We start from the raw sequence: 26,882 nt of genomic DNA, 5'->3' as shown, positions 1-26,882 counted from the left end.
CAGGACTCGTTCGCTCCCGCGCCGGAGAGCGTTCGATATCGCCGCGTAAGTCAAGAAAGTTGCTCGCGATCGGGGTGTCCCGGGTCCTGGGTACGTCACGCCATGGGGCGGCATGAAGCGTGCGTCAGGAAGTTGGCGGAGGAGACGCTCCCCGACCATGCAGGCCGCCGCGGCACATCCCGACAGCTACCCCTACGACCTCGCGTTCGCGAGCCTCCCCGAGCCGACATTGCTCGTGGACGAGGGCGGCAGCCTCACCGGGATGAACGGCGCGGCCGAGGCGTTGCTGGGCCCCGCGGCGGTGGCCTCGGCCGAGGCGGGCGAGCCGCTCGCGCGGGCCTTGCCCTGGCTCGCGCCCGCGGCGGCCGACGTGCTCGGCGGCGCGCCCGAGGCGGCCCTGGAGGCGGAGGTGCGCACCGGCGGCGGCCGCCGCTGCCTCTCGGCGCGGCTGCGCCGCGTGAGCGGGCCCGGGGGCGCGCTGCGCGGGGCGGTGGTGGTGCTCGAGGACCTCACCGAGCGGCGGGCGCTGGACGCCCGGCTGCGCGCGGCCGAGCAGCTGGCGGCGCTCGGCACGCTCGCGGCCGGCATCGCCCACGAGGTGAACAGCCCGCTCGCCTGCGTGGTGGCGGGGCTCTCCTTCGTGGAGGCCGAGCACGAGCGGCTCGGCCCGGCGGTGGCGGAGGCCGACCTGGTGGAGGCGCGCGCGGCGCTGGAGGAGGCGCGGGCGGCGGCGCTCCGCGTCGGCCGGATCGTGCGGTCGCTCCAGGTCTTCGGCCGCCCGACGGCGCCGCTCCTGGGCGAGGTCGAGCTGGCGCGCGCCATCCGCGACGCGGCGCTCCTCGCCGAGCCCGCGCTGCGGGGCCGCGCGCGGCTCGCGCTCTCGCTGGCGGAGGGGATCGCGGTGCGCGCGAGCGAGGCCGCGCTGACCGAGCTCTTCCTGGGGATCGTCGCGCACGCGGCGCAGTCGCTCCCGGCGGCGGCCGGCGGCGAGGAGGGGACGCTGCGGGTCGGCCTGGAGGTGCGGGGAGGCGAGGCGCGGGTGGAGGTCGCGGCGGAGGGCGCCGGGGCGCGCCCGCTCGCCGCGCCCGAGCCGGCGGCCGAGCGCCCGGATCTGGGGCTCCTGGTGTGTCACGGCCTCGCCTCCGCGCTCGGCGGGAGCGTCGCCGTCGGCACCGGCGAAGGGGGCGGGGTGACCGCGCTGGTGCGGCTGCCGCTGGCCTGAGTCGCGGGGGACGAAACGCGCGGTCCCCGGTGCGAGCCTGCCCCACGCTCGCCCTCTCGACCAGTCGCCCCGGAATGTGGCACAACGCGGTCGATGATCCGCGAAATCCTCGAGATCGACGAGTCGAAGTGCGACGGCTGCGGCCAGTGCATCCCCTCCTGCGCGGAGGGGGCGCTCTACCTCGAGGGCGGCAAGGTGCGGCTCAAGGACGACGCGCTCTGCGACGGCCTCGGCGCCTGCCTGGGCGAGTGTCCGAAGGGCGCGCTCAAGGTCACGCGGCGCGAGGCGCCGGCGTTCGACGAGGCGGCCGTGAAGGCGCACGCGGCGCACCCGCGCCCCGCGCTCACCGTGGCGCCCTCGCCGGCCGAGCTGGGCTGCCCCGGCGCGCGCCCGCGGACCCTCGCGCCGGTGTCCGAGCCTCGGCCGGCCGCCCGGCCCCGGCTCTCGATCGTGACCGAGGCGCCGCCGCCGCTGGTGCCGGAGGGGGGGAGCAAGCTCGGGCAGTGGCCGGTGCAGATCCACCTCGTCTCGCCCGACGCCCCCTACCTCCGCGGCGCCGACGTGCTCGTCGCGGCGGACTGCGTCCCCTTCGCCTACGCCCGCTTCCACGACGACTTCCTGGCCGGCCGCCGCGTGCTGGTCGGCTGCCCCAAGCTCGACGACCTCTCCGCCTATGCCGCGAAGCTGGCCGAGACCTTCCGCCGCGCGCAGCCGCGCAGCGTGACGGTGGTGAAGATGGAGGTCCCCTGCTGCAACGGGATCGCCGCGGCGGTCCGGCAGGCGCTGGCGCTCTCCGGGCACGCCGCGCCGCTCGAGGTGGCGACGGTCGGGATCGCGGGCAGCGTCGTCTCGCGCGTGAGCTGACGCGCCCGGCGCGCGTCAGCTCGCGAGCCCGAGGCCGTGCCCGACGTCGCCGCGGCGCACCGGCGGCGGGGTGTTCGGGCCGACCGGCGGGCCGGAGAGCGGCCGGTGCTCGACCGGGAGGCCGCGCGCGGCCGACTGCCGGACGTACTCGTAGCGGTCGAGCTCCAGCGAGGCGGCGATGGCCTGGCCGAGCCGCGCCAGCTCCTGCTCCTCCTCGTCGGCGGCGTCGGCCGCCACCCGCTCGGCCGAGATGCTGCGCTGCTGCAGCGCCCGCAGCCGGCGCACCGCCAGCAGGCGCTCCGCCTCGAGGCGCATGAGCCGGCGCTCCTCCTCGCCCAGCGCCGCGGCGCGGCGCGAGAGCTCCGCGAAGGAGCGGTAGTGCTCGTGGTCCCAGGCGCGGGCCCGCGCCAGCGCCTCGCCCCGCTCCTCGCCCATCCGCTTCGCGAGCTGCATGAGCCAGGCGGTGGTGAGCGGGATGGCGAGCGCGACCAGGAACAGCGTCACCCGCGCGTACTCGAGGTTCACCGGGTGGCTCGCGCCCGGCCGCATCCCGGCGATCGACCAGGCCATCGAGACCGCCAGCGCCAGCGCGCCGGTGGCGGCGAGGCCGGCCCAGAGCCGCCGGCGCCCCGGCTGCTCGCCGAACAGGTCGCGCCCGCGCCGCAGCGCCAGGTGCGCGAAGAGGAAGAGGCTGGCCGAGGCGCCGAGCGCGAACACGCCGCCGAGCACCAGGCCGACCGGGTTGCGGTGCAGCTCGGCCTGCAGGTCGAGCGTGCGGATGCCGGCCGCCTCCAGGCAGGGCACCGCCAGCTGCCAGGTCTCGGCGAGCAGGAGCGCCAGCCCGAAGAGCTGCAGGCCGAAGCCGACCGGCGGCGGCACCGGCGGGCGGCCCATCTGCGCCGCCTGGGCCTCGTCGGCGGGATCGGCGAGCTCCTGGCCGCGGGTCGCGTCCTCCAGCTCGCGCCCGAGCTCGTCCACCCGGCGCCGCTGGCCCTCCAGGCGCGCGGCGAGGCGCGCCACGTCCGCCTGGGCCAGCTGGATCTCCGGGGCGAGGGCGGCCGCGCCCTCCGCGCGGAGGAAGGACTCGAGCCACGGGGCGCGGCGCGCCTGCGGCTGCTGCGTGACCGTGAGGATGGCGCCGCGCTCCTCGACGGTGATCGCGACCGGCAGGCGGGCCGGCGGGACCGGCAGCGCCGCCACGCGCTGCGACAGGCGGTGCTGCAGGAAGTCCTCGACCGCGATGCCGGACCGCACCGCCTGCCGCGCGCTCCAGAACGAGGAGAGCCAGCTCACCCGCATCGGGGCGATCCTGGCGCGGCGCGGGAGGCGCACCGCCGGGGCCGCGCGCGGGGCGCGCAGCTCCGCGAGGCGCTCGCGGAGCCAGAGCAGCGGGTTCTTGCCCGGACCCGGATCGGCGGGCGCGGTGGGCGTCTTGTTCGTCTGCGGTGTCAAAGCCGACCTCCGGCGCTCGCCCCAGGCCGTCTCGCTCGGCCAGGGGAGCGCGTTCAAGGCCGAACCTAGGGCTCGCTGCGGGCGCCGGAAACGGCATGGGAGGGGCGCACGTCGGCTCGCCTCCACACCTCGCGGCGTGTGGCCCCGAGGGATGGGCGCTGGCCCCCGCGGACGGGGGCCGCCGCGCCCGTGCTATGACTCGCGCGGATGGTGCTCAGCGACTTCCACGGGGCGCTCGATCTCCGGCTCTTCCAGCTGGTGAACCGGGACGGCGGACCGCTCCTCGACGCCGTCATGCGCGCGCTCTCGGCGCGGGCCTTCGGGATCGCCTTCGGGGTCCTGCTGGCCGCCGTCCTCCTGGCCCGGCTCGGGCGCGGCGCGGCGCGGCCGCTGCTGGCGCTCGCGATCGCCATCCTCCTGAGCGACCTCGTCGGGTCCCAGCTCCTGCGGCCCCTCTTCGGCCGGATGCGGCCCTGCTACGCGCTCCCGCCGGGGACGTTCCGCTTCGTCGGGGCCGCCGCCAACGGGCCGTCCCTGCCGAGCCTGCACGCCTCGAACATGTTCGCCCTGGCGTGGGTGGTGGCCTGGGCGCGCCCGCGGCTCGGGCCGCTCGCCTTCGCGGTGGCGCTGGCGGTGGCGGTGTCGCGCGTCTACCTCGGGGTCCACTGGCCGAGCGACGTCGCGGCCGGCGCGCTGTGGGGGACGTTCGCGGCGGCGGCGGGGCGGGCCTTCGCGGCGAGGTTCGAGGACGGCGGCCTCAGCCGTCGCCCTCCGGGCTGACCTCGCGCGCGGCCTCGCGCAGCAGGAGCGCCGGCGCTTCCTCCGGGGAGAGCTCCTGCACTCCCCGGAGCTGACGCTCGATGGCGCGGCTGCGCGTGCCGACCACGCCGAGCTTGTGCGACGCCTCGACGAGCTTCTTCTCGACCGCGGCCAGCACCTCGCCGAACTTGCCGAACTCGGCCTTCACCGCCCCGAGCACCTGCCACACCTCGCTCGAGCGCCGCTGGATGGCGAGGGTGCGAAAGCCCATCTGCAGGCTGTTGAGCAGCGCCGCCAGCGTGGTCGGCCCGGCCAGCACCACCCGCTGCTCGCGCTGCAGCCGCTCGATGAGGCCGCTCCGCCGCGCCGCCTCGGCGTAGAGCCCCTCGGTGGGCAGGAACAGCAGGCCGAAGTCCGTGGTGGAGGGCGGGTTCAGGTACTTGTCCCGGATGTCCTGCGCGCACGCCTCGAGGCGCGCCTCGAGCTGCCGGCCGCACGCCTCGACCGCCGCGGCGTCGCCGCGCTCGGAGGCCTCGACCAGCCGCTGGTAGTCCTCGACCGGGAACTTCGAGTCGATGGGCAGGAGCACCTCCTCGCCCCGCTCGCCGCCCGGCAGCCGGACGGCGAACTCGACGCGCTCGGAGGCGTGCGGCCGGGTCGTCACGTTCGCCGCGTACTGCTCCGGCGCGAGCACCTGCGCGAGCAGGTGCCCGAGCTGGATCTCGCCCCAGGTGCCCCGCACCTTCACGTTGGAGAGCACCTTCTTGAGATCGCCGACGCCGCTCGCCAGCGTCTGCATCTCGCCCAGGCCGCGCTGCACCGCCTCGAGCCGCTCGCCCACCAGCCGGAACGCCTCGCCGAGCCGCTGCTCCAGCGTGCCCTGCAGCTTCTCGTCGACGGTCCGGCGCATCTCCTCGAGCTGCCGGGCGCTCTCCTGCTGGAGCGCGGCCAGCTTCTCGTCCACCGCCCGCCGCAGCGCCTCGAGCCGGAGCTCCACGCCCTGGAGCGCGCCGCGCAGCTCGGCCCGCAGCTGCGCCGCGGACGCCGCCTGCTCCGCGCGGAGCCCCGAGAGCTCCTCGCGGAGGGCGCGCTCCTCGCGCTCCTGCCCGCGGGCGAGGGCGTCGAGCCGGTCCGCCAGGGCGGCGCGCACCGCGGCCGCCGCGCGCCCCGGCGCCGCCAGGGCGAGCGCGGCCGACCCCAGCGCGGCGAGGCAGGTCACGGCGAGGAGGGCGAGCACCATCGCGGGCAGCGTAGCGCCGCCGTCCGACACCTCACCCGAAGAGGATCCGCTCCAGCGCAGGCGGCAACGCCGCGTAGTCGCGCAGGAACCAGCCGGCGCCGGCGGCGGCGAGCTCCGCCTCGCCCGCGGAGGTGAGCACGCCCACCACCGCCATCCCGGCGGCGCGGGCCGAGAGGACGCCGTTCACCGCGTCCTCGAAGGCCAGGCAGGCGGCGGGCGGGAGGTCGAGCGCGCGGGCCGCGGCCAGGTAGATGTCGGGGGCGGGCTTGCCCCGCACGTGGCCGCCCTCGGGGCCGGCCACCACCTCGAAGCGCTCCGCGAGCCCGAGCGCGGCGAGCACCATCTCCCGGTTCTCGCGCGGGGCAGCGGTGGCCACCGCCAGGCGCACCCCGGCCGCCTCGAGCCGGTCGAGGAAGGGGAGGAGCCCCGGGACCGGCGCCACCAGCGGGCGGTACGCCGCGCGGTAGGCGCGCTCCTTCTCGTCCTCGAGCCGAGCGGTCTCCTCGGGCGACGGCGTCCGGCCGAGGAGGTACCCGAAGATCTCGTCCGCCTTCTTGCCCGCCCAGCGGTGCTCGAAGTCGTGGCGGGTGGCGGATGCGCCGAGCCGCCGGGCGAGCGCCAGCCAGGCGTCGCCGTGGTACCGCATGTTGTCGACCAGGGTGCCGTCCAGGTCGAAGATGGCGGCGCGCAGGCGGGCCTTCACGTCCGCCGCGCCCGCAGCTCGGCGAGCACCGCCTGGTGGTCCTCGGGCCGCAAGAGCGCGCGGAGCGCCGGGAAGAGGACGCGCTCCTCGGCCGCGAGGTGCTCGTCGAAGTGCCGCTCGAGGTCGAGCGCGGCCGCCTCCAGCTCCGGCGCCACCCGCGCCAGCTCCGCCGGGCGCGCGCTCACCGCGGCGCAGGCGGCGAGCAGGCGCCCGACCGCCGCCTCGTGCTCGCGGTGCTCGCGCACCATGACCGCGAGCGCCGCGTCGAGCGCGGGCTCGCGGCCGCGCAGGCGCGGCAGGATGGACTCCTCCTCGTCGCGCGCGTGGAGCGGCAGGGCGGCCGAGAAGTAGCGGTGGACGGCCGCCGCCGCGTCGCGGGCCTCGGGCTCGGCGAGATCGTGCGCCCGCGCGAGCCGCAGCGCGAGCGCGGTGAAGGACCGGATGCGGTCGTGGCAGTCGAGCAGCGCCGAGACCGCGTCGCCGGCGGGGGAGGCCTTGAGGAGGGAGATCATCGCCGGGGAGCCTTAAGCCGGGCCCTCCGGCGGCGCCGCGCCGTCGCACAGCACCCGCAGACAGCCGAGCAGCGCGTCGCGCTCGAACGGTTTGCGCAGCACCGGCGCGCCCGACTCCGCCAGCAGGCGGCCGGCCTCGGCGGAGAAGGCGCCGCCCGTCATGAAGGCGAACCGCGCCGCCAGCGCGGGGGCGATCTCCGCCACCGCGCGCTGGAGCTGCACCCCGTTCAGCTCGGGCATCATGACGTCGCAGAGGACGGCGTCGAACTGCTCGCCGGCGCGGAGGAGCTCCAGCGCCGCGCGCCCGCAGCTGGCGCCGCGCAGCTCGTGCTGGCCGCTCACCAGGCGCGCCAGCGCGTCGCACACGCGCGGCTCGTCGTCCACCACCAGCACCCGGCCGCGGCGACCGCGCGCGGGCCCCACGCCGGGAGCCGGAGCGGCCGGCGCGGGCGGCGGGAGCCCCGGCGAGAGGACGACCCGGACGCAGGTGCCCTGGCCGGGGCGGGTCTCCACCTCGATGTGGCCGCCGTGCGCGCGGACGATGCTGTCGCAGATGGAGAGCCCGAGCCCGGTCCCGAGGCCCTTGGGCTTGGTGGTGAAGAAGGGGTCGAACAGGCGCGGCAGGTGCTCGGCGAGGATCCCCTGGCCGGTGTCGCTGACCTCGACCGCCAGGCGACCGCCGGGCCACGGGATGACCTCGATGCTGACGGTGTGCTCGTCGGCGCGGCCGTCCGGGATGGCCTGCGCGGCGTTGACGAGCAGGTTCACGAACACCTGCGCCAGCTTCCCCTCGTCCCCGCGCACCCAGGTGCCGGGCGCGTAGCGCTGGACCAGGCGGGCGCGGTGCTTCACCTCGTTGCGGCTCATGCTGCAGGCCGCCTCCAGCGCGGCGTGCAGGTCCACCGGCTGGAACGGCTCCTCGTCGACGCGCGAGAAGGTCTTGAGGTTGCGGACGAGATCGCGCACCCGCTCGAGCCCGAGGCGCGCGTCGCGCAGCGCCCCGCCGAGCTCGTGCGCGTCGCCCGGCGACGGCGCGGCGGCGAGCAGCGGCTCGACGGCCTCGGCCGCGAACGAGACGTTGGCGAGCGCGTAGGAGATGGGGTTGTTGATCTCGTGCACCAGGCCGGCCGCCAGCTCGCCGAGCGAGCTCATGCGGCCGGCCGCCGCCAGGCGGGCCTCCAGGAGCCGCCGGGCGGTGAGGTCGCGGCCGAAGGCGAGGACGGCGGGGCCGCCGTCGAAGGCCACCGCCACCACCCTGAACTCGACGCGCAGCTCGCCGCCGTCGGCGCGGAGGAGGCGCAGCTCCTCGGAGGGCGCGTGCGGCTCCTGCTGCGCGCGCGCCACGATCTCGGCCACCCGCGCGCGGTCGTCCGGGTGGACGAAGCGGACCGCCTCCTCCCCCAGCAGCGCGTCGCGGGCGTGGCCGAGCGCGGCGGTGACGGCCGCGTTCGCGTAGACCACCCGCTCCTCGCGCAGGACGACGACGAGGTCGGGCGCGCTCTCGATGGCGGCGCGGAAGCTCTCCTCGGAGCGCCGCAGCGCCTCCTCGGCCGCCTTCTGCTCGGTGACGTCGCGGACGGTGAGGAGGCGCGCCTTGCGCCGGCCCAGCTCGAAGTCGGCGGCGAGGACCTCGACGTCGACGACCGCGCCGCCCTTCTTCACGTGGCGCCACAGCCCGCGCGTCTCGGCGGCGGCCGCCACCGGCCGGGCGGCCGAGCGCCGGGCGCGCTCGACGTCCTCCGGGGGCCGGATGTCGAGCATCGAGCGGGCGAGGAACTCCGCGCGCGTGTAGCCGTAGTGCCGCAGCGCCGCCTCGTTCACGTCGACGAACGCGAGCGTCTCGCGGTCGACGACGAACTGGGGGAGCGGGCTGTGATCGAAGAGCGCCCGGACGAGCTCCGGTGACGCGGCCGTCATCATCGCCGGCCAGACTACACGCGAGGCCCGCGGCGCCGAAAGGTGGGAGAAGCGCGCCGACGCGAGGCGGCGGCCCCTCAGCTGCGGTAGTCCGCGTTCTCGGTGATGTACTCGTGGCTGCGGTCGGCCCCGAGGACCTCGGCCGCGTGGCCGCCCGGGACGCCGAGGTCCACCTCCAGCTCCACCGAGCGCTCGTGCGGCGGGTGGCGGAGGGGCGGCCGGAAGGTGAGGCCGTCCGCGGGCGGGGCGGAGGCGTACAGCTCCGCGGCGCGCAGGTGCCGCACCAGCCGCTCCTCCTTGGCCGGGTCGAGCTGCATCAGGCCGCCCTCGAGCAGGAGCTCGCCGCCCATGCGGATCCGGACCCGGCTCATGTCGAGCGGCAGGCCGGCCGCGCCGACGTGCTTGCCGATGGCGCACAGCAGCCGGCCCACGTTCGGATCGTTGCCGTTCACCGCGCACTGGAAGAGCGGCGAGTTGGCGACCGCCTTCCCGACCGCGCGCGCGACGGCGCGATCGGGCGCGCCGCTCACCTGGAGGCGCAGGACGTGGTGCACGCCCTCCCCGTTGCGCACGAGGTCCTCGGCGAGATCGCGGCACACGCGGCGCAGCGCGTCGCGGAAGGCGGCGCGCGCCGGGGCCGGCCGGGCGCGCGAGGCGAGCAGGACCACCATGTCGGAGGTGCTGGTGTCGGAGTCCACCGTGATGCCGTGGAAGCTCCCCTCGATCGCCTCGTCGAGCGCCGCGCGCAGCTCGTCGCGCGCGACGTCGAGGTCGGTGAGCAGGAACACCAGCATGGTGGCGAGGTTCGGCTCGATCATGCCGGCGCCCTTGGCGATGCCGACGATCGCGCCGCCGCCCACCTCCGCCCGGCGCACCTTGGGGTAGAGGTCGGTGGTCATGATCGCCTCCGCCGCCGGCAGCACCGAGCGCGGCTGCAGCGCCGCCGCCGCCCCGGGCAGCGCCTGGACCATGGCGGCGTCGGGCAGCCGCCAGCCGATGACGCCGGTGGAGGCCGGCAGCACCTCGTCCGGCGCGAGGCCGAGGGCGCGCCCCGCCGCGGCGCAGACGCGCTCGGCCGCCTCCACGCCGCCGGGCGCGCAGACGTTCGAGACCTTGTTGTTCACCACCACCGCGCCGAGTCGCGCGCCCTCGCGCCGCTGGCGCGCCACGAGGATGGGCGCGCCGGGGAAGGCGTTGGTGGTGAGCGCGAGCGCGAAGGCGTCGGTGGGGCGGTCCAGCGCCAGCAGCGTCAGGTTCATCTTCGACGGCTTCGACACCTCGACCGGGGTGAAGGCGAAGCTGGCGGTCCCGACGCGGAAGCCGGCCGGCAGCGCGGCCTGCGTCTCGAGCCAGGCGCGGTGCGCCTCGGCGGACGCGAAGGCGAGGGAGGTGCTGGGCATGACGCCCTCTACCCCCATCGTCGAGCGCGGCGCAAGCCGCGCGAGGCCCGTCACCGCACCGACAGCGACTCGTTGCGCGGCGCGGCGCACGCCTCGAGCGTGCGGGGCGACTCGTGCCCCTCCTCGTCGACGGCGCCGACGCGGTAGCAGTGGCGCTCGCCGGGCTTGAGGCCCACCGCGCTGTAGCCGGTGAGGCGGGTGACGCCGATGCTCTTCCCGTCCTCCCAGTACACCCGGTAGACCACGTCCTCGCGCGCGGACGGCCGCCAGGAGAGGCGCACCGCCTTCTCCGAGGCGGGCTCCGCCTGCAGCCGGAAGGGCGCCGGCGGCACCTCCGGATCGGCGGTCGTCATGCACGTGGCGGGGGAGAGCGCCGAGCGGTTCCCCGCCTGGTCGACGGCGCGCACCCGGAAGCAGTGCTTGCCGGCCGTGAGCGCCGTCGCCAGCGCGTCCGGGACCGCCACCTTCGCCGCGAGCTCGCCGTCCCGCACGACCTCGTAGCCGGTGACGCCGACGTCGTCGCTCGAGGCGTCCCAGGCGAGGAACATCGCCGAGGAGGAGACCGGCTGGGCCGCCAGCGCGCCCGGCACGGTGGGCGGCGTGAGATCGGGCGTGACGGCGCAGGCGGTCGCGCTCTTGGCCGAGCGGTTGCCCGCCGGATCGACCGCGCGCACCGCGTAGCAGTAGCGCACGCCCGGCCGGAGCTCGTGCTCGTCGGCCCAGGCGGCGGACGACTCGGCCACCACGTCCCCTTCGCGGAGGAGCTCGTACTTCTCCACCCGGACGTTGTCGGTGGAGGCCTGCCAGAGGACCTGCACGCTCTTGTCGGAGGTGGCGCTCGCCACGAGGTGCAGGGGGGTGGAGGGCGGGGTGAGGTCGAGGGTGCGGGCGCAGGCCGCCGGGGAGGGCGGGGAGCGGTTCCCGGCGGCGTCGAAGGCGCGCACGGCCCAGCAGTAGCTGGACCAGGCGGCGAGCCCCTTCTCGCGGGCCCCGAGCCCCGGCCCGCCGGCGACGACGCGCCCGTCGCGCACGACCTCGTAGCCGGCGACGCCCACCTCGTCGGTGGCGGCCGTCCAGCGCAGCTCGACCTCGGTCTCGCCGAGCGCCGTGGCGGTGAGCTCGGCAGGCGCGGTGGGCGGAGTGAGATCGGGGGGAGGCGGCTCCGGCGCGGCCGGCGGCGCGACCTCCTCCTGCGCCCGAGCCACCGGACCCGCGGCCCGACCCCCACGCGGCGTCGCGGCGCTCGAGGCCGCAGCCGCAGCCGCAGCCGCGGTCGCAGTCGCAGTCGCAGTCGCAGTCGCGGTCGCGGTCGCAGTCGCGGTCGAGGTCGCAGTCGAGGTCGAAGTCGCGTTCGCCGCCTCGGGCGCTGGATCCGGATCCGCCCACGCCCGCGGCGTCGCCTCGCGGGCGACGCGCGCCGGCGGCTCGGCGGGGACCGCCCGCTCCTGCCGGCAACCAGCCACGAGGAACGCAGCGCATCCGGCCGCGATCGCGATACGGGTCGTCACGATCGGTCCTCCTTCGCCGGTCCAGGTGGGCGATCCGGCTCCCGGCGACTCCAGTTCCCGACGAGAGCGCACACGATACCATACGGGTGGTACGAGCGAGCGAGCGCTTGGCTGGGGTGAGGTGTTGCGCCGCAGGTGCGCTCCTGTAGGATGGGCGTTTCGCCCTCGGTCACCCCCCTCCATCACGCGTCGTGGAGACCCCCCATGTCCGCCGACTCCCCTCGCAAGTCCCTGCCGGATCTCAGTGATTCCCAGCGGGCCGCCATCAGCGCCCTCGCCCACGACGAGAAGGTCATCCAGCCGCCGGTGTGGCTGGCGCAGCAGGCCACCGTCCCGAACGACGCCATCGAGCGCGCCTACGCCTCGGAGGACCCGGAGCGGTTCTGGCGCGAGAAGGCCAAGCTCGTCGACTGGATGAGGCCCTTCGAGGAGGTGACGCGGTTCGAGGCGCCGGACCACCAGTGGTTCGTCGGCGGGAAGCTCAACGCCACCGTCTCCTGCATCGACCGGCACGTGCACGGCGACCGGCGCCTCAAGGCGGCGCTGATCTGGGTGGGGGAGAACGGCGAGGAGCACACGTACACGTACAACCGGCTCTACCGCGAGGTGAACCGGTTCGCGAACGCGCTCAAGCGGCTCGGGGTGAAGAAGGGCGACCGGGTCATCGTGTACATGCCGCTCTGCCCGGAGGGCATCGTCACGATGCTCGCCTGCGCGCGCATCGGCGCCATCCACTCGGTGGTCTTCGCCGGGATGGGCACCCAGGCGCTGCGCAGCCGGATCGAGGACTCGGGCGCGAAGGTGGTGGTCTGCTCCGACTTCACCTTCCGGCGCGGGAAGAAGATCCCGCTCAAGCCGACGGTGGACGAGGCGGTGCGCGACCTCTACTCGGTGGAGCACGTGGTGGTGCACCGCCGCGGCTCGCGCCCGGGCGACGCGCCGGTCACCTTCGACTCCGACCGCGAGCACGACTTCTACGACATCCAGGAGGGCCGCGAGATCCACTGCAAGCCGGAGCCGATGGACTCGGAGGACCCGCTCTTCATCCTCTACACCTCGGGCACCACCGGGAAGCCGAAGGGCGTCGTCCACACCACCGGCGGCTACCTCGTCGGCACCACCTACCTGGCGCGCGCCTTCTACCAGATCGGCGAGCGGGACATCTACTGGAGCACCTCGGACATCGGCTGGATCGTCGGGCACTCGTTCATCGTCTACGGCCCGCTCTCCTGCGGCGCGACCATCTTCTGCCGCGAGGGCGTGCCCGACTACCCGTCGCCCGACGTCACCTGGGAGCTCTGCGAGCGGTACGGCGTCGACATCCTCTTCACCGCGCCCACCGCGGTGCGCATGTGGATGAGCCACGGCGGCGACGCGCCGGCCCGCTACGACCTGAAGAAGCTCCGGCTGGTCGCCTGCGCCGGCGAGCCGCTCAACCCGGAGGCGCACCACTGGGCGCAGGCGAACCTGGTCGGCCAGTCGAGGGGGATGGTGGTCGACAACTGGTGGCAGACCGAGATCGCGGCGCCGGTGCTCGGCACCATGCCGACCTTCGAGGCCAGGCCGGGCAAGGTGGGCAAGCCGCTGCCCGGCGCCGACGTGGCGGTGGTGGACCCGCAGGGCAAGGAGGTGGCGGCCGGCGAGGGCGGCCTGCTCGTCATCCGCAAGCCGCTGCCGTACATGCTCCGGACGGTGTGGGGCGACCACAAGCGCTACGAGAACTACTGGCGGCAGATCCCGGGCTTCTACACGGCGGGTGACATCGCCGTGAAGGACCGGGACGGGTACTTCGCGGTGCTCGGCCGCGCCGACGACGTCATGAACGTGGCCGGCCACCGCATCGGCACCGCCGACGTGGAGGGCTCGCTGCTCCGCCACCCCGCGGTCGCCGAGAGCGCGGTGGTGGGCCTGCCCGACCCGGTGAAGGGCGAGCGCATCAAGGCCTTCGTGGTGCTGAAGGCGGGCGTGCCGCAGGGCGCTGGCCTGGTCGGCTCGCTCAAGGACCACGTCCGGCAGGACCTCGGCCCCATCGCCACCCCGTCCGACGTGGAGATCCGCACCTCGCTCCCGAAGACGCGCTCCGGCAAGATCGTCCGCCGCTACCTCAAGGCGGTGGAGCTGGGGCAGGACCCGGGCGACCTGTCGACGCTGGCGGACTGAGCGGCCGGGTGGGCAGGCCGGCGGTCCGGGCGGGGGCGGCCCCGGGCCGGCGGGCCGGTTAGGCTCGGGCCATGTCCGCCTTCCGCTGCGCCGCCTGCGGCGCCATGAACCGCGTGCGGCTCCCGCCGCCGGCGCCGCCGGTGTGCGGGCGCTGCAAGCGCGACCTCGACCTGTCCGGCGCGCCGCAGCCGCTCGACGCGGGCCAGCTCGACGCGGCGGTGCGGAGCGCGCCCGTGCCGCTGCTCGTCGACTTCTGGGCGCCCTGGTGCGGGCCGTGCCGCGCCGCGGCGCCGATCCTGGAGCAGCTCGCGCAGCGCCGGGCCGGCCGGCTCCTCGTCGGCAAGGTGAACAGCGACGACGCGGCCAGCGCCGCGGCGCGGCACGGGATCCAGGCCATCCCGACCTTCATCCTCTTCTCCGAGGGCCGCGAGCTGGCGCGCCACAGCGGCGTGCTCGCGCTGCCGGAGCTCGAGCGGTGGCTGGAGCGCGCCGGGGCGGGGGCGGCGTAGTGCCTCCACCCAGCGTCACTTTCCGCTCGCCGTGACTGTAACGGTCAGCTAACATCCTCCGCCTGGCGCTTCCCGGTGCGCGCCGCCCGGCGGGTCGGACCCGCCGGGCGCGGCGTGCCCGCCCCCTCGGAGGAGTCCATGAGAAGAGGTCTCGCCTGGTGCTTCGCGCTGCTCCCCCTCGTGGCCGCGGCGGTGGACCCGGCCCCCGCCCCGCCGGCGCCGGCGCCGGCGCCGACGTTCACGCTCACCGGCAAGGTCACCGGTGCGGTCGTCGCAGGTGTCACGATCGCGCTGCCGGGCGCGGGCGTCCCGTCGAAGGTCACCGTCACCGACGCGGCCGGCAACTACGCCTTCGACGGGCTCGCGGCGGGGGCCTACAAGGTGACGCCCGCGCTGGCGGGGTACGTGTTCGCGCCCGCGAGCGCGGACGTGTCCGTCGGGGGGGGCGCTCCTGGCACGGCCCCGGACCTCGTCGCGTCGGCCCTCGCCCCGGCCAGCTACGCGGTGTCGGGCACGATCTCGGGCGCCGCGAAGAAGGACGTCGCGGTCACGCTCACCACGGGCGACGGCACGAAGAGCACGAAGTCCGATGCCAACGGCGCCTTCAGCTTCGCGAAGCTGCCTCCCGGCGCGTACACCGTCGCCCCGTCCAGCAAGGAGTACGTGTTCACCCCGGCGAGCACGCGGATCGTGGTGAGCCGCGAGGACGTCCCCGGGGTGGACTTCGTGGCGGACAAGACGGAGCCGCACGCCATCTCGGGTACGATCTCCGGGGCGGTGGTGTCCGGGATCACTTTGACCGTGAGCGGAAGCAACAGCGCGAGCGCGACCTCGAGTTCCTCCGGCAGGTACGAGATCCGGAACCTCGCGAACGGGACCTACACCGTCAAGCCGTCGGCGGACGGCTACCTCTTCACGCCCGCCGCGGCGACGGTCACGGTCAAGGACGAGGACGTCCCGGCGATGGACTTCAAGGCCGTCGCCACGCGCTGCGTGCCGCCGGTCGTGACGTTCCGGTGGATCGGCACCCACGGATCGTTCATGACGACCAACGCCAAGTTCGCCCCCGTCGAGCCGTCGACGCTGGAGCGCGTCGCCAGCACGCGGGACGCGAGGGAGCTCCCGTCCATCCGCATCCTCTCGAAGGACCGGCCGCTCGCCGAGTTCAAGGACGTGGCGTACTTCCGGCGCTGCGCCAGCGGGGACGCCAACGGCTGCGAGGAGCAGGTTTTCCGAGTCGACTTCGAGAACCAGGACGCGCAGCTCCTCGAGAACGGCGGGCGCGTCCAGGTCGAGTTCACCGGGCTGCAGGACTGCTCGGGCCGGGTCCGGATCGAGGACGTGGTCGTGCTCGAGCAGCACCACCTCGCCATCGACGTCGGCGCCGCGTTCGCCCTCGACGCCGCCGGCTCGTTCGCGTCGCACGTCGAGGCGGCGCTCAACGCCAACTCGCGCTGGCTCAGCTGGCTCAGCGGGGACGTCGACCTGCGGCTCACGAAGGTGGAGGTGCTCCAGACGCCGCCGCCCGGCGCCACGCAGACCTCCTTCCTCAACACCGGCGGCACGACGCTCGACGTCGCAGGGCGGGCCCTGCTCGACCTCGACGGCAGGTCGTCGTTCCCGTTCCTCGCCGGCGCGAAGGAGAGCCACCAGCCGTGGCTCGCCCCCGTCCTGGGCGCCGGGATGCGCAGCCTCATCTCGGGCGACAAGACGGACGTCCGCGGCCGCCTCTTCACGGGGCTCCGGATGCAGGTCCTCGGCTACAACGCGGGTGAGCCGGCCGAGAGCTTCGGCAACACGCGCGGCTTCGTCGAGGCCGGGTACGCGAACGACCAGTTCTGGAGGGGCGCCAACCAGAACCGCGTCTACGCCGAGGGCCAGATCGAGGTCCCGTCGTTCGGGAGCAAGTGGGTGCGCCTGCTGCTACGGATGAAGGTCGATCGCGGGATCGGGCCGCCGGGCGATCCGTCGGAGGTGAGGATCAGCCTGCTCACGAGCCTCAACCCCTCCGCGCTCGGCACGTTCCTCGGGTTCGCGCCCGCGAAGAAGTGAGCCGGGGCAGGCCACGCGGGGCCGCGCCACGGCCCCGCGGACCAGCTCCTCGAAGAGCTCCGGGCGGCAGGCGAGCGGCGTGTGTCCCGGCGCGCCCGCAGGCCGGGTCGGGAAGCGGCAGGCGCGCGCGAACTCGCGCTGCCCGTCGCCCAGCACCGGGTCCGCCTCGGAGAAGAAGACGAGGTACGCCTCGCGCCGCGCCTCGCACAGCCACCGCGGCGGCGCGTCGGCGACGGGGTCGGTCATCGCCTCGGGGTGCGCGGCCGTGCGGCGCAGCACCTCGCGGAAGCTGGGCGCCGGGTCCTCGCCGTAGCGGCCGGCGAGGATGCGCCGGAAGTAGGCCTGCACCGCGTCCACCGCGAGCGGGTGCCAGAAGCTGTCGAGGTGGTCGGCGACGAGCGCGAAGTCGAGCAGCGGATCGAGGACCGCCGCCCGGGTGTCCAGGCCGCGCCCGAGCGCCTCGCGGTTCGCGAGCAGCGCCTCGAGCCCGCCCATGGAGATGCCGACGAACGCCAGCCGGCGCGGATCCTCGATCGCGCACGCGCTCGCGATCTGCTCGGCAGCGTCGAGCGCGCGCGTCGCCTCGCGGCGCGGGTCGAACCAGATCGGGCGCGCCGCCTCGTCGCGGACCGGCGCGAACGTGGCGAGCCCGGAGCGCGCCGCGACCTCCGCGAAGCGCTCGTTCACCCAGCCCGAGGCGGGCATCCCGAGGCCGCTGAAGGCGACGAGGAGACCCGTCGCCGACTTCGGCGCGTGGAGGTACCCGTGCACCGGCCCGTGGGGCGTCTCGAGGCGGACGAGGGGCGGCGCGCGATTGGGCCATCCCTCACCGCTCGACCGCGCGTCCGGGCAGGCGCGCTCGAGCGGGATCGCCCGGTCGAGCGGCTCGGGCGGCTCCACCACCGCCAGCGCGTCGGGGCCGAGCGTCACGAGCGAGCAGAGCGCGCCGTCGAGCCGCGCCGGGCCGACCAGCGGGAACCCGCTGTGGAACAGCGGCTCGCGCGGCGAGGTGCGCACGACCGTCGGCCAGAACCACGAGCAGCCGCCGGCGGAGAGCAGGAGCGAGGCGAGGAGGAGCCGGGCGTGGAGGCGCATGGTGGCCGGGCGGCGGCCGCGGCCAGGCCAGCCTACCGCACCGTGAAGCTCGCCAGCGCCTTCTCGAACGTCGGCAGGTCCTTCTGGAAGTACACCCGCTCGGGCGCGTCGTAGGCGAGCTGCCACACGCGGTCGCCCACGAACGCGCCCGTCAGCACGGCGCGGCGGCCGAGGCCCTCCGCGTCCTTGTAGGCGAGGACGGCGCGGAAGCCCTTCGCGCCGGCCAGCGTCGCCGGCTTGGTCTCGACCACCGAGAGGCCGTGCGCGCCCGACGCGCGCACGTCGTCCACGAGCACCTCCGCCAGCTCGCGCGGCGCCATGCCGGCGCGGAGCGTCTTCTTGGTGTGGCCGAGCGGCTTGTCCGGATCGAGCACGCGGACGGTGATCTTCTGCAGCGTCCACCCGTCGCGGGTGCTGGTGAGGCCCTCCCCGGCGTTGAGCTTGAGCCAGCCCTCCGGGATGTCGAGCGCGTACTTCGGGCCGAACCAGTTGCTCGAGGCGTAGCGCGGGCCGATGGGATCCCACGGCGTCTGCGGGCCCATGCAGCCGGTGAGCCCCAGCGCGAGGAGCAGTGCGGCGACGACCCTCATGGCTTCCCCTCCAGCTCGGCCAGCTCGGCCTCGATCCAGGCGCGGTCCTCGGCGCGCGGGCGCAGCTCCAGGTACCGGCGCAGCGCGGGGCGCGCGCCCTTCTTGTCGCCGGCGCGGGCGAGCGCGAGGCCGAGCCCGCGCTGCGCCTCGGGGCAGGCGGGGTCGATCGCGAGCGCCTTCCGGTAGTGCTCGGCGGCCTTCGCCTCCGAGCCCTTCTCCTGGCGCTGGCCGGCGACGTCGCCCAAGAGCGCCAGCGCCGGCGCCGAGCGGGGCCGGAGCTCCAGGTACCGGGCGGCGCCGCGCTCGGCCGGGCCGAAGCGGCCGGCGGCGAGGTCGAGCCGCGCGTTGCGGAGGTACAGCTCGCGCACCGCGGCGAGGTACCGGTCCTGGCCCTTCTCGCCGCCCTTGCGGCCGGCGTAGGCCGTGGCGAGGAGCCGGCGGTAGTTCCCGATCCGGTCCTTCAGACGCGGGTGGTCCGCGAACAGGAACGGCTCCTCGAGCTCCTCCTCCTCCATCCACGCCAGGAGGTGCTCGAAGGGCCGCGGCGCCTCGGCCACGTCGTAGCCGGCCCCGGCGGCGAGCGCGAGGCCTTCCTCGTCCGCCTCGCGCTCCAGTTCGCGCGAGTAGCCGGCCACGGTGGCGAGCGCGCCCAGGCGCCCCAGGCCCAGCCCGCCCCCGAAGCTGGCGGAGACCGCCGCGCTGTTCTTGACCGTCCGGTGCTCGACCACCGCGTGCCGGTGGAGCGCGTGGGTGAGCTCGTGCCCGAGCAGGATCGCGAGCTGGGCCTCGTTCTCGAGCCGGCAGAGCAGGCCGGTCGAGACGAAGATGGCCCCGTCCGCCAGCGCGAAGGCGTCGAGGCGGGGATCGGCCACCGCGAAGACGTGTGCGCGGAGGCGGCCGGCGGCGCGCGCCGGGAGGAGCTTCTTCAGCACCTGCCCCAGGTAGCGATCGAGCGCCGGGTCGGGGTCGAGCGCGCCGTTGTGCCGCGCGTCGTCCTCCGCCTCCTCGGCCACCCGCCACATGCGCCGCTCGTCCTGCTCCATCACCGGCTCGCCGTCGGCGAGGGACGGCAGGCGCGCGGCCGCGCAGCCGGTGGCGAGCACGAGCGCGACCGCGGCGAGCGCCAGCGGGCGGGACGTCACCGGTCCTCCCCCGGCAGGCGGTCGAGGAGCCCCGCCACCGCGCGCCCCACGGTCCCGGGGTCGCGCAGGTCTTCGGCGCCGGCCAGGTCGAACCACACCAGGTGGCCCTTGCGGTCGAGGAGCCCCACCGTGAGCAGGTTGAAGTCGGACTGTCCGCCGAAGAGGGCGCGGGTGATGGCGCGCCCGGTGGTGGAGACGTTGGACTTGCCGTAGGCGACGAGCAGGGCGTCGGCGCGGGCGCGCTCGAGCACGCGCTCGAGCGACCCCACCTCGTAGTCGAAGTGCTCGAGCACGTGGCGCGAGGCGAAGGGCGGGTAGGCGAGGAGGTAGACGCCCAGGCTCACCTCCTCGTAGAGCAGGCGGACCTCCCGCAGCTCCGGGTCGGCCTTCTCCGCCTTGGGGTCGAGGACGCGCGGGGTGAGGCCCCGCTCGGCCAGGCCGGCCGAGAGCGCGTCCGCCACGAGGCGGGTGCCCTCCGCGGACCAGTCGTCGCGCTGCTCCCGAACCTCGCCGGCCGACACCTCGTAGACGCGGATGGACGGCAGCACCGCCACCGTCTTCACGCCCCGGCGCCACCGGTCCGCGTCCGGCCTCACCCGGGCGGTCGACATGCAGCCCGCGCCGAGCAGCGCCAGCAGCACCACCAGAACTCGTCTGCGCAAGACCCCTCCCGCGCTGCGTGGCCGGCGAGTCTAGCAGAGCCGCGCGGCCCGGCCATCACGCAGCGTGTATGAGGAGGGCGCAGGGTGTGCGCCGGCCCGGGTCTCGGGGTATCCTGCCGCCCCGATGAAGCCCTGGGAGACGATCGATCGCGCGCTCGCGCCGGACGGCACGGAGCTCGTGCTGGCGCGGCGCGGCGCGGAGTGGGTGGTGCGGGCCGGCGGCCACGTGCTGGTGTCGTCCCGCGCCCACGGCTCCGAGGAGGGGCTGGCGGCGCTGGGGCTGGAGCGCGCGGCCCGGCGCGACACGGTGCTGGTGGGGGGCCTCGGGCTCGGCTACACGGTGCGCGCGGTGCTCGACCGCGTGCCCGCCGGCGCGCGCGTCATCGTGGCGGAGCTGTCGCGGGCGCTCGTGGACTGGAACCGCGGGCCGGTGTCGGCGCTGGCCGGCCGCCCGCTCGACGACCCGCGCGTGCGCCTCCAGGTCTCCGACGTCGCGGACCGCATCGCCGAGGCGACCCGCGCCTTCGACGCCATCCTGCTCGACGTGGACAACGGGCCGTCGGCGCTGGTCCACGGCCGCAACGAGCGGCTGTACGGCGAGGCCGGCGTGCACCTGGCGTTCGAGGCGCTGAAGCCCGGGGGCGCGCTGGCGGTGTGGTCGGCCGGCCCCGACGATCGCTACCTGGCGGCGCTGCGGCGGGCCGGCTTCGCGGCCGAGGCGGTGCCCGCGCCGGCGCGCGCCGGCTCGGCGGGGGCGCGGCACGTCGTCTTCCTGGGCGTGAAGTCGCCCCGCCCCGCGCCGCGCCGGCGGACCTCCGCCGGCCGTCCGTGAGCGGGCCCTGAGCCGAGCGCCGGCCGCCAGCGGCTCACGCGCCGCGGGCGGCCAGGAAGCGCGCGGTCACGAGGTCCATCGTCTCGATGTGGCGGCGGAGCCAGTCGGGCAGCGCGCGGTCCACGTAGCGGGCGAGGCGCGCCGCGTCGCCGTCCTGGAGGAACGCCTGCTCCTCCGTCTCCATGGCGGAGAGCACCAGCTCGTGCTCGGCCCGGTGCACGTCGCGCGGCGGGAAGCGCGTCTGCTCCATGGCGCGCTCCTCGCGGGCGAAGTGCTCGCGGGTGTGCTGCACGAGCGCCGTCCACCGGCGGACGACCTCGCCGCGATCGCCCCGTCCCTGGCTCAGCGCCGACAGGGCCTCGGTGAGGGCGACCAGCCGGCGCGCCTCCTCGCGGTGATCGGCGTTCATGAACGCCACCGCCACCTCGGGCAGCGCGTCCGGGTCGAGCGTGCTCACGGGACCTCCGGCGGGACGAGCTGCTTGCACAGCGCGACGAGCGCGGCCTCGTCGCCCTTGCGGAGGTGGGCGTCCGCTCCGCACCGCTCGGCCAGGACCGCGAGGTCGTGCTCGCGCAGCCCCGAGTAGAGCACCAGGCGCGCCCCGACGCAGCGCGGGTTCCGGCGGAGCTGCATCGCCATGACGTCGCCGCTCACCATGCCCGGCATCGTCACGTCGAGCACGATGAGCGCCGGGACGTCGCGGGCGAGCGCGCGCCGGCACTCGGCCCAGTCCACCGCGCTGTGCACGGGCGCGTAGCCCGCGCGCGTCAGCGCCGCGGCGATGCCGAGCACCTGGCTGGCGGAGTCGTCGACGACGAGGGCACACGGCACGGGCGCAGCATACCCGACCGGCGCCCGCCGGACGTAGGGGGTGGCCGGCCCGCCTCAGCGGGCGAGGTCCTGCACGACCACCCGGTAGTTGTGCACCAGCGGCTCCGGGTCCACGAGGAACTCCGGATCGCGCGGCAGCGCCCGGGTGCGGGAGATGTCGTCGCCCGCGTAGGCGTGGATGGCCTGCGCCGTCGTCCAGTAGCTCACGACCATGAAGTGCGTCTCGGCGCCTCCGTCCTCGCGCAGCAGCTCGTAGCCGAGGTTACCGGGGAGGGTCCGGAACTTGGTGATGGCGCTCGCCAGGTAGGCGGCGTACGCGTCCGCCTTCTCCGCCTGGACGCGCCCGTGCCACACCCGCGCGACCCCGGGCGGCGGGGGCGCGGTGGCCTCGGGCGGCGCGGGAGGGCCCGCCGGGCGGTGGCTGCAGGCGAGGGCGACGAGGGCGGCGGCGAGGCCAAGGCGGAGCGTGCGCAAGGGGGACCTCCTGGCTCGCGGCGGAACATAGGGGACGGCGGCGCCCGCGGCTCCCCGCGCGCGGCGCCCGGATGAGGCGTGGCCGCGGGTGGCGCCCTGCGGCGCCCCGGGCCCGTGCCCACCCTCCCGGCGTGGCTCTCGCGCTCCTCGCCGCCGCGCTCCTCGCCGCCGCGGCCCCGGCCGCGCCGGGGGTCTTCGGGACCGCCGGCGCCCTCGACAAGCTCCGGCCGGGGGACCCGCTGCCGCCGGGGCGCGCCATCGAGCTCTCCGCCGCGCGCGGGGAGTGCGAGTCGGCCCAGATCGCGGTGCGCGCCGCGCGGCCCCTCGCCGCGCTCACGGCCGAGGCGCCCGCGCTGGCCGGCCCCTCCGCCCTCGCGCCCGCCCTCTACCGCGTCGCGACGGTGGAGCTCGCCGCGCCCTCCGGCCCCGACGGCGCGCGCGGCGCCTGGCCCGACCCGCTCGTGCCGGTCCGCGACGGCTTCTTCGGCGAGCCGCGGCGCGCGTTCCCGGTGGCGGTCCCGGCGGGGCGGCTGCAGGCGATCTGGGTCGAGCTGTGCGTCCCGGCCGGCGCCGCGCCCGGCCGCTACCGCGGGGCGGTCCGGCTCGCCGACGGCGCCCGCGCGCTCGCCGAGGTGCCGGTGCGGCTCGAGGTGTGGCCGTTCGCGCTCCCCGCCACGAGCGCGCACACGGTCACCTTCGGCCTCCCGACGCGCGTCGGCACGAAGGCGCTCGGCCGCCCCGACGATCCGGTCCTGGCGCGCGCCCTCGCCGCCGCGCTGCTGCGGCACCGCGTCTCGCCGCACGGGCTCAGCTACGACCCGCCGGCCGGCGACTGCACCGCGGCGCGCTGCGCGCTCGACTGGAGCGCCTACGACGCCGAGGTCGGGCCCATCCTCGACGGCACGCTCGTGCCCGGCGTGCGCGGCACCTTCGCCGACGCGCGCGTCCGCGCCCGCGACTGGGAGGCGCCGCTGGCGGATCAGGTGGCGCTCCTGCGCGCCTGGCGCGAGCACTTCCAGGCGCGCGGCTGGGAGGGGGCGCTCTGGCTCTACACGCTCGACGAGCCGAAGCCCGGCGAGCTGCCGGCGCTGGCGCGGCGGGCGCGGGCGGCGCGCGAGGCGGGCGTGCGCACCTTCGTCACGAGCGAGCCGCGCCCCGGGCTCGAGGGGCTGGTCGAGGCCTGGGCGCCGAACCTCGTCTTCTTCGACGGGAAGGGCCCGGCCGCGTTCCCGGGCGCGCGCCGCGGCGGATCGGGCGGCTGGGACGGGCGCCCGTTCTGGTACGCCTCCTGCCTGAGCCACGGGTGCGACGAGCTGCCGGCCGCGGGGCGCGCGCGCGAGCGGATGGTGCGCGAGTTCGCCGGCTGGCCCGGGTACGAGGTGGACCGCCCTGGCGCGAGCGTGCGCGCGCTGGGCTGGCTCGCCGAGCGCGCCGGCGTGGCGGGCGAGCTGTATTACCAGACCCTCGAGGCGTGGACCCGCGAGCCGTGGCGGGACGTGCGCGCGTTCGCCGGGAACGGCGACGGGACGCTCCTCTACCCGGGCCTGCCGGGCGAGCTCGGCGGGGCGAACCCGTTCCCGGTCGAGTCGATCCGGCTCAAGCTCGTCCGCGACGCCATCGAGGACCGCGAGCTGGCAGCCCTGGCGCGCCGGGCCGGGCTGGGCGGGCTGGTGGACCGGCTCGCCGCCCGGCTCGCGCCCTCCCTGCGCGGCTTCCCGCGCGAGGCGCGGCCCTGGCTCGCCGCGCACGACGAGCTGGGGCGCGCGCTGGCGGAAGCGCTCAGCGCGCCGCGCCCGCGCGGAGGCGACGCCGCCGCCAGGCGAGCGCCAGCGGACCGCCGAGGAAGGTGAGGAGGCCGGCCGGGTCGCCGCCGGCCGCGCCGCAGCCGGACGCGGCGCCGGAGCCGGAGCCGGACGCGCCGGACGCGGTGCCCGACGCGGATGAGCCGGCGGAGCCGCCGGGGGAGCTGGTCGCGGCCGAGCCCCCCGCCCCGCTCGAGCTCGCCGCCGGCGCGGCCTGGGACGAGAGGGCCACGATGCGCGCCGCGAGCTGCGCCCGGGCCGCCAGCAGGTCGGCCGGCTTCGCGTCCGACTGCCACGGGTGCGGGAAGAGCTGCTTCGCGATGGCCTGCGCCTCGTCGCCGCCGCCCAGGTCGGTGAGGAGCTTCAGGTACTCGTAGTCCTCCATTCCCTCGCGGACGAGCTTGAGGCGGAGCGAGGCGAGCGGGATGTCGGTCGTGCCGCCGATGCGGTCGGGGGTGCCGGGCCAGAAGAGCGTGCCGTCGCCGTTGCCGGTGAAGTCCCACAGCCCGCCGGTCCAGGGATCGCGCGCGTAGTAGGCCTGGGTGGTCTCGTAGTACAGCTCGCCCGACGCCCCGTACCGGAAGCTGAACCACTCCATGGCGCGGTTCCGCACCGCGCTCGCGTCCACCATGTAGCTCGGCCAGCCGGTCCAGTAGAGGTCGCTCGCGGTGGGGTTGCCGATGTCCACCGTGCCGCCGCAGCCGTGGCTCATGCAGCTCTGGTAGAGCCACAGCTCCTTGCCCGGCGCCGAGAGGAAGGCGTCGTAGGCGGGCCGCGTCTCGCCGCCGGCGGTCCACCCGTAGGCGTCGTACGGCCGGTCGTCGAGGTAGTTGATGACCGGCACCATGAGGTCGATCGATCCGAGCACGCCGTTCTGGGTGGCCTGGGCGGCGTCGGTGGTGACGAGGGTGCGGAAGCTCGGGTCGGCCTGCTTCGCGTTCTGCGCGCGGGCGGCGATGTCCGACCAGGCGCAGGTGATGGGCGGCTCGTCGCAGGTGTACTGGAAGAGCCGGCCGAACCAGCCCCTGGCCTTGAAGTGCGCCGCCCAGTCGGCGTGCTGCGCCGCGGAGGCGAGGTCGGCGCCGCTCGACATCGAGGTGAGCCGCGCCCCGGCGAGCTGGGTGGGCATCGCGCCGTCGAGGAGCGGCCCATACCACCGGTCGAAGTGGGCCCAGTCCGGGTTCGCGCCGTCGCGCACGTCGTGGAGCGAGACGCGGTGGTCGAGCGCGAGCTGCGCGTAGCGCGTCTCGAGCGCGGTGAGCGCGTCGCCCGAGAGCGCGTGCCGGGCGGCGGCGCCGCCCTCGCCGAAGGCCGAGCGCAGGGACGAGGTGGAGGGGAGCGCGAAGTCCCACACGGTGAGCTTCACCGGGACGACCGCGTCGCCCTCGGCGGCGTGGACCGTCACCGTCCCCGCGTAGTCGCCGGCCGCGGCGCCGGGTGGGACGTGCACCTCGACGTAGAGCACCCAGGTCTGGCCGGCCGGCACGTCGAAGGGGAACGCGTTGCGCTTCTCGCCCACCACGTCGTCGACGTCCGGGATGAGCGCGTCGGGGAAGCTGCCCGTCGCGCCGTCGGCGGCCGACGCGTACTGGAGGTCGATGAGCGCCTCGCGGTAGAGCCGCGGGGCCGCGATCACGCCCGGCCCGGTGAGCGCGGTGGCTGTCGCGGAGACGCCGGTGGCGGGGCCCACCACCGCGATCTGGAACGCCTCGAACTCGTTCTTCGCGGCCGAGAGCGTCCCCGCCGCGTCGGCCCGGGCGGCCGCGCCGGGGCGGATCTTCTCGGTCCCCGTCGCCGTCCAGACGGTGGTGGCGCGCGCGGCGACCGGCAGCGCCAGGGCGACGGCGAGCGCCAGGAGGGGGCGGGCGGGCGGCAAGGGCGGCTCCTTTCGGGGTGGTCCTGCGCTCCCCGAACGACTCGCCGAGCGAGCCTGTTCCCCCCGGCCGAGGGGTGGTGCGGGTGTAGCACACGCCTTCGCTCACACCGCCGCATACCAGCGGACAAGGTGTGCGAGAGGGCCGCGACCGCGGAGATTTCACGCGGGCGGGGGGTTCACCGATCGTCCGGCCGGCGTACGGGCGATGGCCCAGGCGCTCGCCCGCTCGGTGCGACAGGCCCCATCTTCGACGCGGCCGGGGAGGCGAGCGCCTGCAGGGCGAGAAGCGCTGGACGGCTCACCAGGGCGCCCGGCGAACGTCGGCCCGCATCGCGCGGCTCGGCGTAGAATCGCGCCCGCGCCGCGCGTCCCCCGGCGCGCGAAGGGGCCACTCGGTGACCACCTGGATCGGGATCGCGCTCGCCGTGTTCGCGGCCCTGGCGCTGCTCGTCCTGGAGCGGCGGGAGCGCTTCGAGCGGAGCGCCGCGGCGGAGGGCGCGGCGCTCGCGGCGCGCGCGGCCGCTTCCGCGCCGAATTCCCACCGCCCGCAGCTCGACGGCCTCCCGGCGCCGGTGCGCCGCTACCTGGAGGTGTCCGGGGCGGGGCGGCACGCGCCGCTGCGCGCCGCGCACCTCCGCCACGGGGGCACGTTCCGGCCCGGGCTCGACAAACCCTGGCTGCCCATCCGCGGCGAGCAGTGGCTCTCGAGCGCGCCGCCCGGCTTCGTCTGGCACGGGCGGGTGCGGGCCGGGGCCGGGCTGTGGATCGACGCGCGGGACCGCTCCGTCGACGGCGAGGGCGAGATGCTCGTGAAGCTCGCGTCCACGGTCACGCTCCAGCGCGCGCGCGGCGCCGCGCTGGACCAGGGCGCGCTGCTCCGGCTGCTCGGCGAGCTCGCCTGGATGCCGACCGCCTTCCTCGACGCGCGCCACCTGCGGTGGGAGGCGATCGACGCGGACCACGCCCGCGCCACGCTGGCGGTGGGCGGCCGCGCCGTGACCGCCACCTTCGCCTTCGGCCCCGACGGGCTCATGACCGGGATGAGCGGCGAGCGGGAGCGCGACCTCGGCGGCGGCCGGAGCGTGAAGACGCCGTTCCACGGCGCGTCCGGCGACTTCCGCCCGGTGGACGGCGTGCTCGTCCCCTTTCACATGGAGGCGAGCTGGATCATCGAGGGGCGGCCCTTCCCGTACGCGCGCTTCGAGGTCGAGGAGGTGGCGTTCGACGGACTGTAGGTGTGCGGCGCGGGTGAGGGGCCGCCGACCCGGGGCGTCGCGGCC

General features: G+C 76.2%; 23 protein-coding genes. 9 read left to right on the top strand and 14 right to left on the bottom strand.

The window, feature by feature from the left end; genetic code table 11:
- The first annotated feature begins 157 nt into the window (after positions 1–157).
- Both HWY08_RS16510 and HWY08_RS16505 read left to right on the top strand, forming a co-directional pair.
- Entirely contained in the window at positions 158–1,222 is a 1,065-nt protein-coding gene (locus tag HWY08_RS16510; RefSeq protein WP_176067210.1) for a PAS domain-containing protein, read from the top strand.
- Positions 1,223–1,315: 93 nt separating this feature from the next.
- The gene (locus HWY08_RS16505; RefSeq protein WP_176067208.1) at positions 1,316–2,086 is read left to right on the top strand and encodes an ATP-binding protein; all 771 of its coding nucleotides are present in this window, start codon (positions 1,316–1,318) and stop codon (positions 2,084–2,086) included.
- Positions 2,087–2,101: 15 nt separating this feature from the next.
- Here HWY08_RS16505 and HWY08_RS16500 read toward each other — a convergent pair whose 3' ends face one another.
- Positions 2,102–3,538, bottom strand: a complete 1,437-nt coding sequence (locus HWY08_RS16500; protein WP_176067206.1) for an ATP-binding protein — start codon at positions 3,536–3,538, stop codon at positions 2,102–2,104.
- Positions 3,539–3,745: 207 nt separating this feature from the next.
- Between HWY08_RS16500 and HWY08_RS16495 the strand changes: the two genes are divergently transcribed.
- On the top strand, positions 3,746–4,318 hold the full coding sequence (locus HWY08_RS16495; protein ID WP_176067204.1) for a phosphatase PAP2 family protein: 573 nt from the start codon (positions 3,746–3,748) through the stop codon (positions 4,316–4,318).
- On the opposite strand, the gene HWY08_RS16490 is transcribed toward HWY08_RS16495, so the two are convergent.
- From HWY08_RS16490 to HWY08_RS16465, 6 genes are all read right to left on the bottom strand, one after another.
- Positions 4,296–5,537 carry a DNA recombination protein RmuC gene (locus HWY08_RS16490; protein WP_176067203.1) on the bottom strand — a complete coding sequence of 414 codons (1,242 nt, stop codon included), beginning with the start codon at positions 5,535–5,537 and terminating at the stop codon, positions 4,296–4,298. The genes HWY08_RS16495 and HWY08_RS16490 overlap by 23 nt on opposite strands.
- Positions 5,538–5,568: 31 nt before the next feature.
- A complete protein-coding gene (locus HWY08_RS16485) occupies positions 5,569–6,240 on the bottom strand; it encodes an HAD family hydrolase (protein WP_235969671.1) in 672 nt (223 codons plus the stop codon).
- The gene (locus HWY08_RS16480; protein ID WP_176067201.1) at positions 6,237–6,752 is read right to left on the bottom strand and encodes a hemerythrin domain-containing protein; all 516 of its coding nucleotides are present in this window, start codon (positions 6,750–6,752) and stop codon (positions 6,237–6,239) included. Before HWY08_RS16480 ends, HWY08_RS16485 begins: the two co-directional genes overlap by 4 nt.
- Before the next feature lie 12 nt (positions 6,753–6,764).
- Positions 6,765–8,672: a hybrid sensor histidine kinase/response regulator gene (locus tag HWY08_RS16475; protein ID WP_176067199.1), complete on the bottom strand. Its 1,908-nt coding sequence runs from the start codon at positions 8,670–8,672 to the stop codon at positions 6,765–6,767.
- 74 nt (positions 8,673–8,746) lie between these two features.
- On the bottom strand, positions 8,747–10,069 hold the full coding sequence (locus HWY08_RS16470; RefSeq protein WP_176067197.1) for a bifunctional ornithine acetyltransferase/N-acetylglutamate synthase: 1,323 nt from the start codon (positions 10,067–10,069) through the stop codon (positions 8,747–8,749).
- 50 nt (positions 10,070–10,119) lie between these two features.
- Entirely contained in the window at positions 10,120–11,274 is a 1,155-nt protein-coding gene (locus tag HWY08_RS16465; protein WP_176067195.1) for a fibronectin type III domain-containing protein, read from the bottom strand.
- Positions 11,275–11,781: 507 nt separating this feature from the next.
- Here HWY08_RS16465 and acs point away from each other — a divergent pair.
- The 3 genes from acs to HWY08_RS16450 all read left to right on the top strand — a co-directional run bounded on the left by acs (position 11,782) and on the right by HWY08_RS16450 (position 16,298).
- Complete coding sequence (gene acs, locus HWY08_RS16460; RefSeq protein WP_176067193.1) at positions 11,782–13,737, top strand: acetate--CoA ligase; 1,956 nt, start codon at positions 11,782–11,784, stop codon at positions 13,735–13,737.
- Between the two features lie 71 nt (positions 13,738–13,808).
- The gene (locus tag HWY08_RS16455) at positions 13,809–14,246 is read left to right on the top strand and encodes a thioredoxin family protein (RefSeq protein WP_176067191.1); all 438 of its coding nucleotides are present in this window, start codon (positions 13,809–13,811) and stop codon (positions 14,244–14,246) included.
- 138 nt (positions 14,247–14,384) lie between these two features.
- Complete coding sequence (locus HWY08_RS16450; protein ID WP_176067189.1) at positions 14,385–16,298, top strand: MSCRAMM family protein; 1,914 nt, start codon at positions 14,385–14,387, stop codon at positions 16,296–16,298.
- A 1,127-nt stretch (positions 16,299–17,425) separates the two neighbouring features.
- Here the strand turns inward: HWY08_RS16450 and HWY08_RS16445 are convergent.
- From HWY08_RS16445 to HWY08_RS16435, 3 genes are read right to left on the bottom strand one after another with little or no spacing between them, the layout of a single operon-like run.
- Positions 17,426–17,983: a hypothetical protein gene (locus tag HWY08_RS16445; RefSeq protein ID WP_176067187.1), complete on the bottom strand. Its 558-nt coding sequence runs from the start codon at positions 17,981–17,983 to the stop codon at positions 17,426–17,428.
- Positions 17,980–19,125 (bottom strand): M48 family metallopeptidase, encoded by a 1,146-nt coding sequence (locus HWY08_RS16440; RefSeq protein ID WP_176067185.1) that lies wholly within the window; start codon positions 19,123–19,125, stop codon positions 17,980–17,982. Before HWY08_RS16440 ends, HWY08_RS16445 begins: the two co-directional genes overlap by 4 nt.
- Positions 19,122–19,787, bottom strand: a complete 666-nt coding sequence (locus HWY08_RS16435; RefSeq protein WP_176067183.1) for a hypothetical protein — start codon at positions 19,785–19,787, stop codon at positions 19,122–19,124. Before HWY08_RS16435 ends, HWY08_RS16440 begins: the two co-directional genes overlap by 4 nt.
- A 124-nt stretch (positions 19,788–19,911) precedes the next feature.
- On the opposite strand from HWY08_RS16435, the gene HWY08_RS16430 reads away from it, so the two are divergent.
- A complete protein-coding gene (locus tag HWY08_RS16430; protein ID WP_176067181.1) occupies positions 19,912–20,619 on the top strand; it encodes a spermidine synthase in 708 nt (235 codons plus the stop codon).
- Between the two features lie 34 nt (positions 20,620–20,653).
- Here the strand turns inward: HWY08_RS16430 and HWY08_RS16425 are convergent, their stop codons facing one another.
- From HWY08_RS16425 to HWY08_RS16415, 3 genes are read right to left on the bottom strand one after another with little or no spacing between them, the layout of a single operon-like run.
- On the bottom strand, positions 20,654–21,076 hold the full coding sequence (locus HWY08_RS16425; RefSeq protein WP_176067178.1) for a bacteriohemerythrin: 423 nt from the start codon (positions 21,074–21,076) through the stop codon (positions 20,654–20,656).
- On the bottom strand, positions 21,073–21,450 hold the full coding sequence (locus tag HWY08_RS16420; protein WP_176067176.1) for a response regulator: 378 nt from the start codon (positions 21,448–21,450) through the stop codon (positions 21,073–21,075). The genes HWY08_RS16425 and HWY08_RS16420 overlap by 4 nt, the downstream gene beginning before the upstream one ends.
- 54 nt (positions 21,451–21,504) lie before the next feature.
- Positions 21,505–21,924 (bottom strand): antibiotic biosynthesis monooxygenase family protein, encoded by a 420-nt coding sequence (locus HWY08_RS16415; protein ID WP_176067174.1) that lies wholly within the window; start codon positions 21,922–21,924, stop codon positions 21,505–21,507.
- A 131-nt stretch (positions 21,925–22,055) separates the two neighbouring features.
- Between HWY08_RS16415 and HWY08_RS16410 the strand changes: the two genes are divergently transcribed.
- Positions 22,056–23,774 (top strand): DUF4091 domain-containing protein, encoded by a 1,719-nt coding sequence (locus HWY08_RS16410; RefSeq protein ID WP_235969670.1) that lies wholly within the window; start codon positions 22,056–22,058, stop codon positions 23,772–23,774.
- Here the strand turns inward: HWY08_RS16410 and HWY08_RS16405 are convergent.
- On the bottom strand, positions 23,704–25,602 hold the full coding sequence (locus HWY08_RS16405; protein WP_176067170.1) for a DUF4091 domain-containing protein: 1,899 nt from the start codon (positions 25,600–25,602) through the stop codon (positions 23,704–23,706). The genes HWY08_RS16410 and HWY08_RS16405 overlap by 71 nt on opposite strands.
- A gap of 395 nt (positions 25,603–25,997) precedes the next feature.
- Here HWY08_RS16405 and HWY08_RS16400 point away from each other — a divergent pair, with 395 nt between their 5' ends.
- Entirely contained in the window at positions 25,998–26,837 is an 840-nt protein-coding gene (locus HWY08_RS16400) for a DUF6544 family protein (protein WP_176067168.1), read from the top strand.
- Positions 26,838–26,882: the final 45 nt, after the last annotated feature.

The sequence above is a fragment of the Anaeromyxobacter diazotrophicus genome (assembly GCF_013340205.1).
GTDB classification, from domain to species: Bacteria; Myxococcota; Myxococcia; order Myxococcales; family Anaeromyxobacteraceae; genus Anaeromyxobacter_A; species Anaeromyxobacter_A diazotrophicus.
The sequence above is the reverse complement of the archived record's forward strand: the minus strand, read 5'-3'. Positions and strand labels throughout refer to the sequence as shown.